This window comes from Rothia sp. HMSC069C03 (assembly GCF_001811075.1).
Classification (GTDB): domain Bacteria; phylum Actinomycetota; class Actinomycetes; order Actinomycetales; family Micrococcaceae; genus Rothia; species Rothia mucilaginosa.
This window is the reverse complement of record NZ_KZ627140.1, coordinates 336,970-351,298: the sequence shown is the minus strand read 5'-3', so window position 1 is coordinate 351,298 and position 14,329 is coordinate 336,970. Positions and strand designations below refer to the sequence as shown.

Here is a 14,329-nt window from a genome sequence, read left to right as displayed (position 1 = left end):
ACCAGGTTGAGGGAGGCGAGCGCGCCTCCACAGATGCGCGCGGGCAACCCCGCGAAACACCCCGGGAAGCCCGCCAACACGCGGCACACCCCGCCGCTCGCTTCGGTGTAAAACCGACACCCAGTATGGTGACAAGTAGTCGCCAAGCTTAGCCATAACTAACCAGAAAAGACGGCGTTCAAAGGAAGATACTGGAATAAAGACAGCATTCACACACCTGTCACCAGTAAGGAAGCAAGATTATGACCGTCGTGTCAAACACGTCCGAAGCACTCAAGTCCCCCTACGAAGACACCCTCAAGCGCCTGCTCTCTGACGCGCGCGCCGAGGCAGTCGAATCCAGCGTCTCCGAACTCGAACGCCTGGCAATCTCGCACGACGCATCCCACTACCTGCTCGTGCCCGCCGGCCTGATCCGCCCCGACTCCGCCGAAGACGTCGCAAACATCTTCCGCGCAGCCGGCGACCTCGGCCTGCCGCTCACCTTCCGCTCCGGCGGCACCTCCCTCTCCGGCCAGGCAAGCGGTGACGGCCTCATGATCGACACCCGCCGCCACTTCAAGAAGATCGAGGTCCTTGAAGACGGCAAGAAGGTGCGTGTGCAGCCCGGCGCGACCATCATGATGGTCAACAACTACCTGGCACCCTACGGCTACAAGCTCGGCCCCGACCCGGCATCATGGTCCGCATGCACCATCGGTGGCGTGGTTGCGAACAACTCCTCCGGTATGTCTTCGGGTACCGCCTACAACACGTACAACACCCTGGACTCCATGGTGTTCGTGCTCCCCAGCGGCACCATCATTGACACCGCCGAGCCGGACGCCGACCAGAAGCTACGCTCCCTCGAACCTGAACTTCACGAGGGCCTGCTGCGCCTGCGTAAGCGCGTCACCGAGAACCCCGAGTCCATGGCGAAGATCCGCCAGCAGTACTCCATGAAGAACACCATGGGTTACGGCCTGAACTCCCTGGTCGACTTTGAAACCCCCGTGGACATTCTGCAGCACCTGCTGATCGGTTCGGAAGGTACCCTCGGCTTCGTTGCTTCGGCAACCTACCGCACCCTGCCGATCCTGAAGAATACCTCGACCGGCCTGCTGGTGTTCAACAACCTGATTGATGCTGCACGTTCCGTGCCTGAACTGGTTGCTAACAAGCTCGCTACCGTCGAGCTGATGGACGCCACCAGTATTCGTGTGGCTCAGCGTACCGGTCAGGCTGCGGAGGCGCTCGCCGCCATTGATGTGAAGGACCACGCCGCCCTGCTGGTTGAGTTCCAGGGCAACTCTGAGCAGGAGCTGAGCGACCTTGCCGCCGCAGCAGCACCCATGTTCAAGAGCCTGCCCGTGGCTTCGCCGGTGTCGATGACCAGCAAGCTGTCTGAGCGTAACGCACTGTGGGCTGCCCGCCGTGGCCTGTACACCACCGTTGCGGGTAACCGCCGTTCCGGCACTAACGCGCTGCTGGAAGACGTGGTTGTGCCCGTCGAGGTTCTGGGTAACACCTGTAGCGACCTGACCAAGCTGTTCGATTCGCACGGCTACCAGGACTCCGTGATCTTCGGCCACGCGAAGGACGGTAACATCCACTTCATGCTGAACGAGCAGTTCCGCGACCCGAAGCAGCTGGACCGCTACCGCGAGTTCACCGAAGAAATGGTTCAGCTGATCCTTTCCGCTGACGGCTCGCTGAAGGCTGAGCACGGTACCGGCCGTATCATGGCGCCGTTCGTGAGCCGCCAGTTCGGTGAGGAACTCTTCGACGTGATGCGCCAGATTAAGCGCCTCATCGACCCGAAGGGCTTCATGAACCCGGGCGTTCTGCTCGCTGAGCCGGACACCGACTACGTGACCGACCTGAAGGTCGCTGAGACCGTTGAGGAAGAAGTCGACCGCTGTGTGGAGTGCGGTTACTGCGAGCCGGTCTGCCCCTCCCGCAACCTGACTCTGACCCCCCGTAAGCGTATTGTGCTGCGCCGTGAGATTGCTGCCGCTGAGGCGAACGGCGACCACGAGCTCGCTGAGCGCCTGCGTAAGGAGTACGAGTACTACGGCATTGAGACCTGTGCAGTGGACGGCATGTGCCAGACCCGCTGCCCCGTGAACATCAACACCGGTGACCTGATTCGCCGCCTGCGTTCCGAGAACCAGGACAAGCTGGCCGCTACCGGCTGGAAGATCGCCGCACAGCAGTGGGGCATCATGGATAAGGTTGCCGGTAAGTCCCTGACCGTGGCTAAGAAGCTGCCGTTCCCCGTGGTGCACGGCACCACCAACATTGCCCGCAAGGTCATGGGCGACGACATGGTTCCTTCCTACAAGAAGGACCTGCCGGTTGGTGGCCCGGCACGTAAGCCGCACAAGGACGCAACCGCTGAGATTGTGTTCTTCCCCGCCTGCGTGAACTCCATGTTCGGCGGTGTGGACGGCGACGGCAAGCACGACCCGGTCAACGCAACCCAGGCGTTCATCCGCCTGTGCGAGCGTACCGGCGTGAAGTACCGCATCCCGGACAATATTGGCGAGATGTGCTGCTCCACCCCGTGGAAGTCGAAGGGCTTCACCGACGGCTACTCGATCATGAGCGACCGCGTGCTGAAGTCCCTGTGGGAGGCTACCGACGGTGGCCGCCTGCCGGTCGTGTGTGACGCTTCGTCCTGTACTGAGGGCCTTGAGGTGATGCGCGAGAAGGTTATTAAGGCGCTTGAGCACAAGATCGTGAACGGTCTGAAGCCGGGTGAGCCGGACTACTCGCGTCTGCGCATGTACGATGCGGTTCAGTTCGCCGCCGATAACATGCTGGACAAGCTGAGCGTGTCCGCTCCCCTGCCGTCGGTTGCTCTGCACCCGACCTGCTCCATGACTCACCTGGGTACTCAGCCTGCGTTTGAGAAGATTGCGAACGCGATGAGCGACGACGTGTACGTGCCGAAGCACTGGGGTTGCTGTGGCTACGCGGGTGACCGCGGTATGTTGCACCCGGAGCTGACTGCGAGCGCTACCGAGGCGGAGGCTGCGGAGCTGAGCGAGCAGAAGCAGTTCGCCGCATACATTTCGGCTAACCGCACCTGTGAGCAGGGCATGACGGAGGCGACCGGCCACAGCTACCAGAACGTGCTGCAGCTGCTGGAACGCACCACCCGATAAAAGACTGAGCGCATAGCAACGATATAAAGAAGGGACCCGGCGGACTATCTTATGTGATAGTCCGCCGGGTCCCTTTATGCCTGCTTCCTTCTAGGCTGTCTTTAGGCAGTGACCAGGTGGGTTCCCAACGCGTTATGCGCAACTGCCTGCACCGGGCTCAGGTCGCTTTCTAGGACAACTGAGCCGGTCGGAATCATCTGTGCGTACTGCAAGAAAGTGCCGATTGTCAGGTCTTCGTGTGCGGTTTCTGGCTGGGTAACACCGGATGCGCTCGCAACGGTTGTTACACCGCGTGAGTCTTGCCCGAGGTTTCGGACGCGTTCGGCTTGGATAATCTGGGAGTAGAGCGTTCCGTTGATTTCGGTGACGATGATGACGGCTGATTCTCCAGCGATGTTACGGGAGCGGCGGAAAACGTCAGCGACTTTCTCGCCGGGTGCAGCGGGGATGACGTGGCATTCTCCTCCGGCACGTTGAGCCGCTAGGGTTACGAGTGCGCGGTGTTCTGGATTGCGGCGGGCAGACAGATTGAAACGACCCGCAATACGAGCCCGCTCCTTCATCACTTCGATGCTTGCCATTCTTCATCCTTTCAAATGCGCCTTCTACGATAAAGGCTGTTGCTTCTTCGTAAGCGACGTTGCTTTCCATAATACTATTCAGGGGTCGGTTCTCTTCGACTATGTAATAGCGAAGGCACGGGTATACCCGCGCAAGCACCGTGCTTGACCGCCGCCGTCGCGCAAAAAGATTGGGAACGACTAGGTGCGAGTACAGGATTTCAAACGAACCCTAGTGCGCTACCGTAGACACACCATATGCACAGACACACAAAAGAGAGGTAGGGCTGACAATAGCCCTACCTCTAAGATGTTTTAAGATAGCACGGTTGACTAGTCATGATTCCTGAATGCAAAGAAGTACATGGTAGCCGATACCAAACCCATACCTAAGGAAATCATAAGAACGTTTGGTGAACAAAGATTTCCCATTCCCTGAATCACTGTCAAGAACAGACAGGAAAGAGAAAATACGAGGATAAAAGCACCGATGCTCTGAAAAATAATACTTTTCATAATATACCTCCTTGGTTGCTTATAATGCACCTCGGCAACTCCATGCAGCTACTGCCAGCTGAGCGGCCAAACCGGGAAGACCCCCAGCCCCCTTTTCTCAGTTGCAGCACCTATTTTCGACTATTAGATAGTCCAATAATCAATACCGCTATTGAGATGCCGTAGAGAATTCCAAGTACTAGGTCGCTGACAGTTGACACTACGTTCAAGATAATTGCCAGGATCAAGAACAGCATCCCAACAGGAACATACTTATTCGACTTCATACGCTCGTGCTCCCTCAATAATCAACAGCGATACATCATTTTCAGGACCATCCAGCTACCCATTTTCTGAATGACTATGGATGTTCGCCTTACTACCACGCTAGCACTCTGGGGCTAAAAACTAGCCCGCGACACAACTTTCTGCTCCCAACCGCACTCCCCCACCCGCGCCTCCTCAAAGGGCACAAAGAAACCACCCCCTCCGCAGCTTGTCGCCGCAAAGGGGGTGGTTTCTATATGCGAGCTAGACCAGAAAGCCTAGTACTACTCAGCAGCCTCAGTGCTGGGCTTGGGGTCTTCGTTCACGCGGTTGCGGATATGCTCCACAATACGTGCCACAGCCTCATCCACGGGCACGCCGTTCTCCTGCTTGTTGCCGCGGAAACGGAACGAAACAGCGCCGTGCTCCGCATCCTCACCGCCAGCAATCAGAATGAACGGAACCTTCTCAGTAGACGCGGTACGAATCTTCTTGGTGAAGCGGTCCGAACCGTAATCCACCTCAACACGCACGCCGTGCGCACGCAGCTTGTCCGCGATCTCGGTCATGTAGTCGTTGAACGCCTCAGCCACCGGCACACCAATGACCTGAACCGGCGAGAGCCATGCCGGGAACGCACCCGCATAGTGCTCAGTCAGCACACCCAAGAAGCGCTCAATCGAACCGAACTTCGCCGAGTGAATCATGACCGGCTCCTGCACGGTGCCGTCAGCAGCCTGGTACTCCAGACCGAAACGGCTCGGCTGGTTAAAGTCGTACTGAACGGTCGACATCTGCCAGGTACGGCCGATAGCGTCCTTCGCCTGAACCGAAATCTTCGGGCCGTAGAACGCAGCACCACCCGGATCCGGGACGAGCTCCAGGCCGGTCTCCTTCGCAACCTGCTCCAGAACCGCGGTAGCCTCTTCCCACTGCTCATCAGTACCGATGAACTTATCCTTCTTATCACCCTCAGTGTCGCGGGTGGACAGCTCAAGGTAGAAGTCAGTCATGCCGAAATCCTCAAGCAGGCTCAGCATGAACTTCAGCAGGTGACGCACCTCGTCCGGTGCCTGCTCCTTCGTCACATACGAGTGGGAGTCATCCTGGCTAATCATGCGCACGCGGGTCAGGCCCTGCAGCACGCCGGACTTCTCGTCACGGTACACGGTGCCGAACTCGAAGAAACGCAGCGGCAGCTCACGGTACGAACGGCCACGAGAACGGTAAATCTCGTTGTGCATCGGGCAGTTCATAGCCTTCAGGCGGTAGTTACCGTTATCCAGCTCCATGGAGGGGAACATGCCATCCGCATAGTACGGAAGGTGACCGGAAGTGTAGAACAGGTCTTCCTTCGAAATGTGCGGGGTGCTGACGTACTGGAAACCCTCCTGAATGTGGCGGGTACGCATATAGTCTTCCATCTCGCGCTTAATCACGCCACCCTTAGGGTGAATCACCGGCAAGCCGGGGCCAATGTTCTTCGGGAAAGAGAACAGGTCCAGCTCACGACCCAGGCGGCGGTGGTCACGGCGCTCCGCCTCAGCGATGCGCTCCTTGTACGCCACCAGCTCTTCCTTAGTCGGCCAAGCGGTACCATAAATACGCTGCAGCATGGGGTTCTTCTCAGAACCGCGCCAGTACGCACCACCGGCACGCATCAGGGCGTAACCGTTAGCAATCAGCTTGGTGTTCGGCAGGTGCGGGCCGCGGCAGAGGTCCTTCCAGACGGTCTCGCCGGTCTTCGGGTGCACGTTGTCGTAGATGGTGATTTCACCCTCGCCGACCTCCACGGATGCGCCCTCGGCAGCATCCGCACCAGAACCGGGGCCCTGGGTCAGGGAGAGCAGCTCCAGCTTGTACGGCTCGTTCGCCATCTCGGCGACAGCCTCGTCGTGGGTGACCACGCGGCGGCGGAACAGCTGACCGGACTTGATGATCTTAATCATCGACTTCTCGATCTTCTTCAGATCTTCCGGGGTGAACGGCTCAGCCACATCAAAGTCAAAGTAGAAGCCGTCAGTAATGTACGGGCCAATGCCCAGCTTGGCGTCCTTGCGGTACTCCTGCACCGCCTGCGCCATTACGTGCGCAGCGGAGTGGCGCAGAACGTTCAGGCCGTCCGGTTCGTGAATGAAAACCGGCTCAACGGAATCGCCAGCAGACAGCTCGTGGGAGAGATCAACCAGCACGCCGTTCACGCGTGCCACAACAATCTTCGGGTCGTCAGCGAACAGCTCAGCGGCAGTCTTCGCGGTGACCTCGCGCTCCTCACCAGAAACGCTAATAACAATTGCTGAAGAATCAGCGGCAGACATAAGTCTCCTTAACTCAGGCGCAAGCGTGCCACTCGGGGCGCCGCCGGTGCGCATACTATTCCGCACTGTACTGGTGCACGGACACACACCATCTTACAACGGCTCCCAGCCAACGCTCAGCTTGAGGGCAAACTAGTCCGCATGATGTTCACGCGTATGCTCATACACGTCAACCACAATGTGGCTAATATGGTCGTCCTTCAGACGGTAAATAGTGGTGCGGCCCTGCTGCTCACGGTCAATCACGTGCGCCTCACGCAGGATGCGCAAGTGGTGCGATGCGAGCGGCTGCGAAATACCCAGGCAGGTGTGCAGTTCGCTCACGCTGTGCGGGCGGTGCATCAGGTGGTGCGCAATCGCCAGGCGCAGCGGGTTCGCGAGCGCAGAGAAAATTGCGACGGACGGGCCGAACTGTTCCTCCCAGTCCTTGGGGCTGTTGCCTTCGAGGAGGGGCGCGTTAGCGGGTATCTCGTGGCTGTGTTCCGAGGCGTGCTCGGCGACGTGGTTCGCTACCTGCTCGGCGGCATGGTCAGCGTGGTTGTGGGTGGTGTTAGTTTCGGTCTGGTCTGTGTGCTGGCTCTGAGTCATAGTATTTTCACCTTAGGTACAGGAAGGGGGCACGTCAAGAAAGTTACGCCTGCGCGGCGTGCTTTCTTGAGCGTGCCCCTCTCCCCTATGTGCGCTAATACTGCAGGTGCGTCTGGCTAGCGGTTAGCGACTGCCACCTGCAGGTAACCCTCAGCGGACTTTACGCCCTTGTCGGTCACTGCGCGGTAACGGACCAGCGGTGCGAAGCCCTGCTTGGACTTTGCAGAAACCGCGATGCCCTGGGTGCCGTCCGGCAGGGTCACCACGCGGTAGGTGCCGTACTCGTCGCTGTATGTGCTGACGACCTGGCCGCGCTGGTTCAGCAACTCCAGCTTCTTGACGGTCTCGCCGCGGCTGAATGCGCCGAAGGATGCCTCGTCGTTGTTCAGGACTGCCACGTTCTGGGTGGTGCCCGAGTACAGGGAGACGGAGTCCTCACGTGCGATGGGGCTGTTCTTGTCGACCACGTGCACCTTCAGCGGGATCGAGTACAGCTGCGCGGCAGAACCCTTCTTCGCCTTCACATCGGACATGCGTGCCGGTGCCTTGTCGGTGCGGTTCACGGTGATGTTCGTACCGTTGTCGCGGCGCAGGTCCCAGGTGGTGCCGGTGACGTCGTGGGTGTTCAGGTCAATCGAGTAGGTGCCGGTCTTGCCGTTGGAGGCAAAACGGATGCCGGTCTCCGCGCTGGAGAACTGGCCGCCAGCAGTGTTGACCTTCTCCTTGTTGACCCAGCGGCTGGGACGAAAGTTCGGGGTCTGCTCGATTTCCTGGAAGTTGTAGTCGCGGGCGTAACGGTAGTTCGGGGAGACCTTGTGCGACTGGTGTACGCTTTGCGCGACTGCGGTTTCGCCGGAGTAGACGGTAGCGTGGTGTTCGGCGGGCTGGTAGATCACGCCGGAGCCGGTACCGGTCTTACCGTAGGAGTCTGAGGGATATTTGAACTTCACGCTGGTATCTGCGCGGGCGGTGTTGCGGCCTGCACTGTTTTCAGCGGACTCGGTGTAGTTCACGGGCATCCACTGCACCTGCTGCCAGGGGAACTGAGTGCCAGTGAAACCGCTGGGCACAAAGTTCGCGAACATTGCCGCGAGCTTCGGGTCTTCCTTGTACACGTTCTTACCTTGGCGGGCGTAGGGCGCGTAGGAGCTTGCCGCCTCCAGGTTGAATGCGTTGGTGAAGAGATTACGGTCAGCGATGATGAAGCCGTATTCCTTCATGGCGGTCAGAATCATGCGGGAGAGCTGGTCATCGGCGTGGCCGGTGTTGCGCAGGTGCTCTTCCACGTCAAAGTTTGCGGGCAGGAAGCCGCGCTGGCCCGCACGGGGTGCGTTCGGGTGCTTGTTTACGTCGATCTTGCCGTCGGTGCCCTTCGCCGGGAAGGAGGAGGTCAGCGCTGCATAGTCAGCCGCGGTGATGGACACCATGTGGTTGATCTTGCCTGCCTTGAGCTCGTCCACACCGATCTGGGTGAGCTCGTTTGCCAGGCCCACCACGGAGGAGGTGCCGTTCTTGAGGGTCAGCCAGTAGTTGTCTTCGCCCACGCCGCCGAAGTTCGGCTTAGCGAGCATGTAGCCGCCGGAGGACACGTGGTAGGTCGCCGGGTAGTCAACCGCAACGGGGATGTCCACGGTACCGCGGGTGCCTGCGGGAATCTTGTAGGTAATGATGCCGGTGTTCGCGTCGATGGACGCGCCGGGTACGTTCTTTGCCAGGCGGAACTTCGCGCCGCGAGCAATCGGGTAGGAGGTGCGGGCGTTGCCGTATTTCGCGTCGATGCTCACGGGTGCGTTGATGGTGACGGTCTGGCCTGCGTTGCCGCGGCCGACGTTGTCGTACTGAATCTTTGCGCTCTTGGGGGTGGATACGTTGCCGCCACCCACCTGCACGCGGGCGGTGCTGGTGTAGGTCTGTGCGTCCGCATCCTTGACGAACTTGAAGTAGGAGCGCCAGATGCCGGTCGCCTCATCGTAGAGGGCGACGGACTGGTCGCCGGAGAGGCCGTGATCCTCGGCAAGCCACTTCGGGATCGGGACGCCGCCGGTGAGGATACGCTTGTTCTCTGCGTTGGCGTTGACGCGGTTGTCACGGGAGACGACCTCGACGTATTCCTGGTGCGGGTTGGCGGAGTTCACGGCGAGGGTCGGGATGTTCTCGTGGCCGCCGACGGTCTGGGCGCGGTCCTTCTTCACGGTGCCCGCGTTGATGGCGGTGGTGACGGGGTGGTTGCCCGCATCGCCGGTGTATTCGAGGAAGGTGCGGCTGATTTCGCTGCTGTTAGCGGCGACGGCTTCGGTACCGGTGAGCTTCTTGGCGGCGAATGAATCGCGGGCGAGCTTGCCGCTCAGGGGCGAGGTGTTCTCGGTGGTGGTCAGCTGCGCCTTGGTGAGGGAGGAGTTGACCGGTGCGAGGGTCGCGATGGTCTTCGCCTGCTGGTCGGGGGTCCAGTGGCAGGTCGGGCCGGGTGCGACGTTGGTGATGTTCGCGAGGGTCGGCACGGTGCGGTAGCCTGCGTCGACGCAGGTGGTACCGGCTACGTTGCGAGTGGAGGCGGTTGCACCGAAAGTCGCGGGGAGGTTCGCACCGGTGATGACGGTTGCCAATGCTGCGGAGGCAGCGATGGTGGCACGGCGGCGGTTTGCCGGGCGCTGTGCCGGGTTTTTGAATGCAGTTGCGGTCATGTTTTTCTTCCGTTCGTGTCGGCTTGTTTGAGTGAGTGCGTTTGCATGAACAAACACGGACGTGAGTGAAATATTCATCTGAGGGTGTGCCCGGGTGGGTCCTGATCTTCTGGCAGGAATTCTCAGGAAACTCTCAGATAATCCCCATACCCTACATAGTCTTTGGGGTGAACGCAAAACGAGTTTGTGATTTTGGGCACCGATTTTTTTGCTAAAGGTTCAGGTTTAGACTCATACTTCCTTACACCTTTGTGCATTTATTGGCGGTTGAAAACATAGAATTTGCACCCAGGTGCTCAGGCTTTACTCCTAGTCAAGCGAGGGTGATGTGAAGAAAACGAAAAATGCGTACGGGAAACTAAACTTTAAACCTTGAAGTTCCCTGAAAGACGCACCAAAACCCCCTGTTGAATTTCTCACAGGTGACCACAATCTGGGATTCTGCACTGAGAGCAGATAGCATCTCATGCACCGGAATGAGCACCCAGCCACCCCTCAAGGAGCATTTTTCAGGCAATCACCACCCCGCAAGGGCACCCCTCACTTCACCTGGCGACCCCTCAAAACCCACTCAAAATCCTAAAATTTACGTAAAAGTTTAAAGTTTCTGTGTGTTTGACAGCGTGTAACCATGCAAACGCGCCACTCCCCCACCTCGGTGCCGAATGCAGCTCCCAACAACGAATCCAAGCCGCCCACCGGGGGGATTTATCGACGCAAAAAAGTACTCCGCATGTGCCTCAAAAACACATGCGGAGTGCATATATATTCACTTATAGCTGCCGCGGGTACACCCCGTAGCTGGTATCGGCAGCTCCCAGCGTGGGTTCACGTGGGTTCATTCGCACGAGGCGACCTCCACCCACCCGCTGGGCTACCCAGCTGCATGCCAGCCATCTGCTGGGCTACCAGATAGCTACAGTGCGCCCGCCTCCGAGCAGACATTCACCAGCTCACCAATGCCCTCAATGCGGGTGCGCACCGTCTGACCCGGCTTCAACCACTGACGCGGATACAGCGACAGGCCAACCCCGGCGGGGGTACCCGTCGCCACCAGGTCGCCCGGCTCCAGAGTCATGAACCGCGAAATATAGGACAGCAGCTGCGCCGGGGTGAACACCATATCCGCCGTCGTGCCGCGCTGACGCACCACGCCATCCACCTCGCAGACCAGTTCCAGGCCGGCAACCGGGTCAACCTCATCGGGGCTCACAATCACCGGACCGAACGGGGTCATCGCATCCCAGTTCTTGCCCTGGAACCACTCCGAGGAACGGCCCTGCCAGTCACGCACCGACACATCATTCATGACCGTGTACCCCATCAGAGCCTCAAGTGTCTGCTCCTCCGTGGCGTTACGCAGGCGAGCGCCCACGACCAGGCAGAGCTCAACCTCCCAGTCGATTTTCGTGCTGCCGGTGCCGTCATCGGCGGGCATACGGATCTGTTCACCGGGACCAATCAGCGCGTTCGGGAACTTCGCGAATAGCGCCGGGTGCTCGGGTACCTCAAGGTTCATTTCCGCGGCGTGGTCGCGGTAGTTCAGACCGGCGCACACAATCTTGCCGGGCTTATCCAGCGGGCGAATAAAGGGCAGGGAGTTCCACAGTTCCTCGCCGTGACCCATGACGGTCGCGCCGTTCTCCTTCAGGATTGCCACGGAGTTCTTTGGGTCGCCAAAGTTCAGGCGGAACCGGCTGTAGAAATTCAGTAGCGGGCTGAGCTTCGCCGGAAGCTCGTACACGGTCTCTTCGAAAAAGCAGACCGCGCGGCTGCCCTTCGAGTCTTTAATCTGCGCCCAACGCATGGATGCTCCTTCGCTTCAGGTGGGGGTAGTTCAGGGTGGGTTAGGGGTAAAAGTCAGGGATAAAAATGAGCGAAATCCGCCCTGCGAATCGCTCCAGCGAATCGTTCAGTGAGCCACTTCAGCGAAAACCGTTTTGGGCGTACACCTCAACGATGGCGTCTTCCAGGTCTTCCATGAGCAGCTCGGGGTTCGCATCCTGCGCCGCGCCAACCGTGGCGGGGTCCAGTTCCATGCCGAGGGCACGGTACACATCCGCTGTGACAGCCCGCAGGGGTGCAGAATCAGAGACCACGATGCCGGTGCTGAACCACCAGCCGCCGGTCACCACACGCTGGGCGGTGCCGACCAGTTTAATGCGGCCGCCACCTGCGGAGGCGGGAAGCTGCGCGTGCACCGAATACTCACCGGGGCAGTACTCCCCCGGAATTTCGCCCATGCGCGCATCCACGCCGACTTCGCGTAGCGCCTGCGCGTACATGGATCCGAACAGTTCGTAGCGTAGAGTGTTGCCGCTGCGGGCGTCGGAGGCGGGCTGAAAATGGTCCACAACCAGGCACCCCTGATGGTAGGCGGCGGCATGCCCGCCGACCTTGCGCACCAGCACCTCAAAACCGTGCTCGGCACACGCCGCGGAGGCAGCCGCGAAGCCGGGGTTCAGTTCGTCACGGCGGCCGAACGCGACCGTCGGGTTCGGCTGATACATGCGTAGGGTGGCTTCACGCTGCCCGCTTGCCACCTCGCGGAGCATCTGCACCGTCTGATCGTGGTGGATGAGGATATCGCCGGATTCGGGGCCGGTCTCTCGAATAATCTGCACGCTCCTATTCTACGGTTACGCCCGCCACAGCTCCTACGCCTCCCCACAATACGGAAACGCCCACCCGAGTAGCTAAAACCTAGCAATCCCCTACCCCCTCCGCTAGGGTAGAAGAAAGACCCAAAACACCTTGGAGGATGCCGTGCATCAGGACCAGCACATCACCGCCCAAACCACCGCGCTACCGCGCGTCAGCACTGAACAGCACACCAGCGCGGCGCTGACTGAGCCGCAGCCGCTCGGCGCATTCCCCGCCGGGTTCCTCTTCGGAGGCGCCACCGCCGCCAACCAGTTCGAAGGCGCATGGAACGAAGACGGCAAGGGCCCCAGCCTGCAGGATGTGTTGCCCGCCGGCGGCCTGTACCCGCGCACCGCAGAACCCACCGAGGACAACCTCAAGCTGGAGGGCATCGACTTCTACCACCGCTACCGCGAAGACATCGCCCTGCTCGCGGAAATGGGCTTCAAGGTATTCCGCTTCTCCATCGCCTGGTCGCGTATCTTCCCCCGCGGCGACGAAGAAACCCCGAACGAGGCGGGCCTCGCCTTCTACGACCGCGTGCTCGACGAGCTCGAAAAGCACGGCATGGAACCGCTCATCACCCTCAGCCACTACGAAACCCCGCTGCACCTGGTCGAGCAGTACAACGGCTGGACCAGCCGCGAGCTCATCGGCTTCTACGAACGCTACGCCCGCACCGTGTTCGCCCGCTACGGCAAGCGCGTGAAGTACTGGCTGACCTTCAACGAAATCAACTCGATGCTGCACCTGCCGTTCATGTCCGGCGGCATTAACACCCCGGCGGATCAGCTCAGCGACGCCGACCTGTATCAGGCGATGCACCACGAGCTGGTCGCCTCCGCACGGGCTACCGCTGCGGCACGCGAACTGGCACCGGGCGCCCAGGTTGGTTGCATGATTCTTGCCATGCCCACCTACCCGCTCACCCCCGACCCCGCCGACGTACTCGCCGCCATGCAGACGGAACAGGCGAACTTCGCGTTCGGTGACGTGCACGTGCGCGGCGCGTACCCCGGCTACTTCCTGCGTGCTCTGCGTGAGAAGGGTGTGGAGCTGAACATCACCGAACAGGACCGCGAGGATCTGAAGAACACCGTGGATTTCGTGTCGTTCAGCTACTACATGTCCACCTGCGCGACCGGCGACCCGGCACGAGGCGAGCGCGGCGAAGGCAACATCCTCGGCGGCGTGGCGAACCCGACCCTGCCCTCCAGCGAATGGGGCTGGCAGATTGACCCGACCGGCCTGCGCGTGGTCCTCAACCAGTATTGGGACCGTTGGCAGAAGCCGCTGTTCATCGTGGAGAACGGCCTGGGCGCCCGCGACGAACTGGTCGAGGTGAACGGTGAGCTCACCGTGGAGGATGACTACCGCATCGACTACCTGCGCCAGCACCTGCACGCGGTACGCGAGGCGATTGAGGACGGCGTGAACGTGCTTGGCTACACCACCTGGGGTTGCATCGACATGATTAGCGCCTCCACCGCGCAGATGTCCAAGCGCTACGGGTTCATCTACGTGGACCGCAACGACGACGGCACCGGCACCCTGGCGCGTTACCGTAAGAAGTCCTTCCACTGGTATCGCGAGGTGATTGCCAGCAACGGCGCGGAGCTGTAACTGGT

Annotated in this window: 8 protein-coding genes; 2 read left to right on the top strand and 6 right to left on the bottom strand. The window is 60.1% G+C overall.

All coding sequences use genetic code 11. The features are described from left to right. Positions 1-242: 242 nt before the first annotated feature. On the top strand, positions 243-3,149 hold the full coding sequence (locus HMPREF2779_RS08535) for an FAD-binding and (Fe-S)-binding domain-containing protein (protein WP_105361308.1): 2,907 nt from the start codon (positions 243-245) through the stop codon (positions 3,147-3,149). Between the two features lie 101 nt (positions 3,150-3,250). Here HMPREF2779_RS08535 and HMPREF2779_RS09270 read toward each other — a convergent pair whose 3' ends face one another. From HMPREF2779_RS09270 to HMPREF2779_RS08500, 6 genes are all read right to left on the bottom strand, one after another. After that, a complete protein-coding gene (locus tag HMPREF2779_RS09270; RefSeq protein WP_233992334.1) occupies positions 3,251-3,730 on the bottom strand; it encodes a hypothetical protein in 480 nt (159 codons plus the stop codon). 1,025 nt (positions 3,731-4,755) lie between these two features. Further along, positions 4,756-6,789, bottom strand: coding sequence for a threonine--tRNA ligase (gene thrS, locus HMPREF2779_RS08520; protein ID WP_105361307.1), 2,034 nt, complete (start codon positions 6,787-6,789; stop codon positions 4,756-4,758). Between the two features lie 132 nt (positions 6,790-6,921). Next, the gene (locus HMPREF2779_RS08515) at positions 6,922-7,377 is read right to left on the bottom strand and encodes an ArsR/SmtB family transcription factor (RefSeq protein WP_105361306.1); all 456 of its coding nucleotides are present in this window, start codon (positions 7,375-7,377) and stop codon (positions 6,922-6,924) included. Positions 7,378-7,493: 116 nt separating this feature from the next. Further along, on the bottom strand, positions 7,494-10,058 hold the full coding sequence (locus HMPREF2779_RS08510; RefSeq protein ID WP_105361305.1) for a Rib/alpha-like domain-containing protein: 2,565 nt from the start codon (positions 10,056-10,058) through the stop codon (positions 7,494-7,496). A gap of 916 nt (positions 10,059-10,974) precedes the next feature. Further along, positions 10,975-11,865: a fumarylacetoacetate hydrolase family protein gene (locus tag HMPREF2779_RS08505; protein ID WP_070686450.1), complete on the bottom strand. Its 891-nt coding sequence runs from the start codon at positions 11,863-11,865 to the stop codon at positions 10,975-10,977. 118 nt (positions 11,866-11,983) lie between these two features. Beyond that, positions 11,984-12,682: a lipoate--protein ligase family protein gene (locus HMPREF2779_RS08500; protein WP_070686452.1), complete on the bottom strand. Its 699-nt coding sequence runs from the start codon at positions 12,680-12,682 to the stop codon at positions 11,984-11,986. Between the two features lie 142 nt (positions 12,683-12,824). Between HMPREF2779_RS08500 and HMPREF2779_RS08495 the strand changes: the two genes are divergently transcribed. Then, entirely contained in the window at positions 12,825-14,324 is a 1,500-nt protein-coding gene (locus HMPREF2779_RS08495; protein ID WP_105361318.1) for a glycoside hydrolase family 1 protein, read from the top strand. Positions 14,325-14,329: the final 5 nt, after the last annotated feature.

What these genes read in the sequence shown, in the direction of transcription:
- HMPREF2779_RS08535 (WP_105361308.1), top strand. Translation starts at nt 243, where the DNA reads ATGACCGTCGTGTCAAACACGTCCGAAGCACTCAAGTCCCCCTACGAA.
- HMPREF2779_RS09270 (WP_233992334.1), bottom strand. Translation starts at nt 3,730, where the DNA reads ATGGCAAGCATCGAAGTGATGAAGGAGCGGGCTCGTATTGCGGGTCGT.
- thrS (WP_105361307.1), bottom strand. Translation starts at nt 6,789, where the DNA reads ATGTCTGCCGCTGATTCTTCAGCAATTGTTATTAGCGTTTCTGGTGAG.
- HMPREF2779_RS08515 (WP_105361306.1), bottom strand. Translation starts at nt 7,377, where the DNA reads ATGACTCAGAGCCAGCACACAGACCAGACCGAAACTAACACCACCCAC.
- HMPREF2779_RS08510 (WP_105361305.1), bottom strand. Translation starts at nt 10,058, where the DNA reads ATGACCGCAACTGCATTCAAAAACCCGGCACAGCGCCCGGCAAACCGC.
- HMPREF2779_RS08505 (WP_070686450.1), bottom strand. Translation starts at nt 11,865, where the DNA reads ATGCGTTGGGCGCAGATTAAAGACTCGAAGGGCAGCCGCGCGGTCTGC.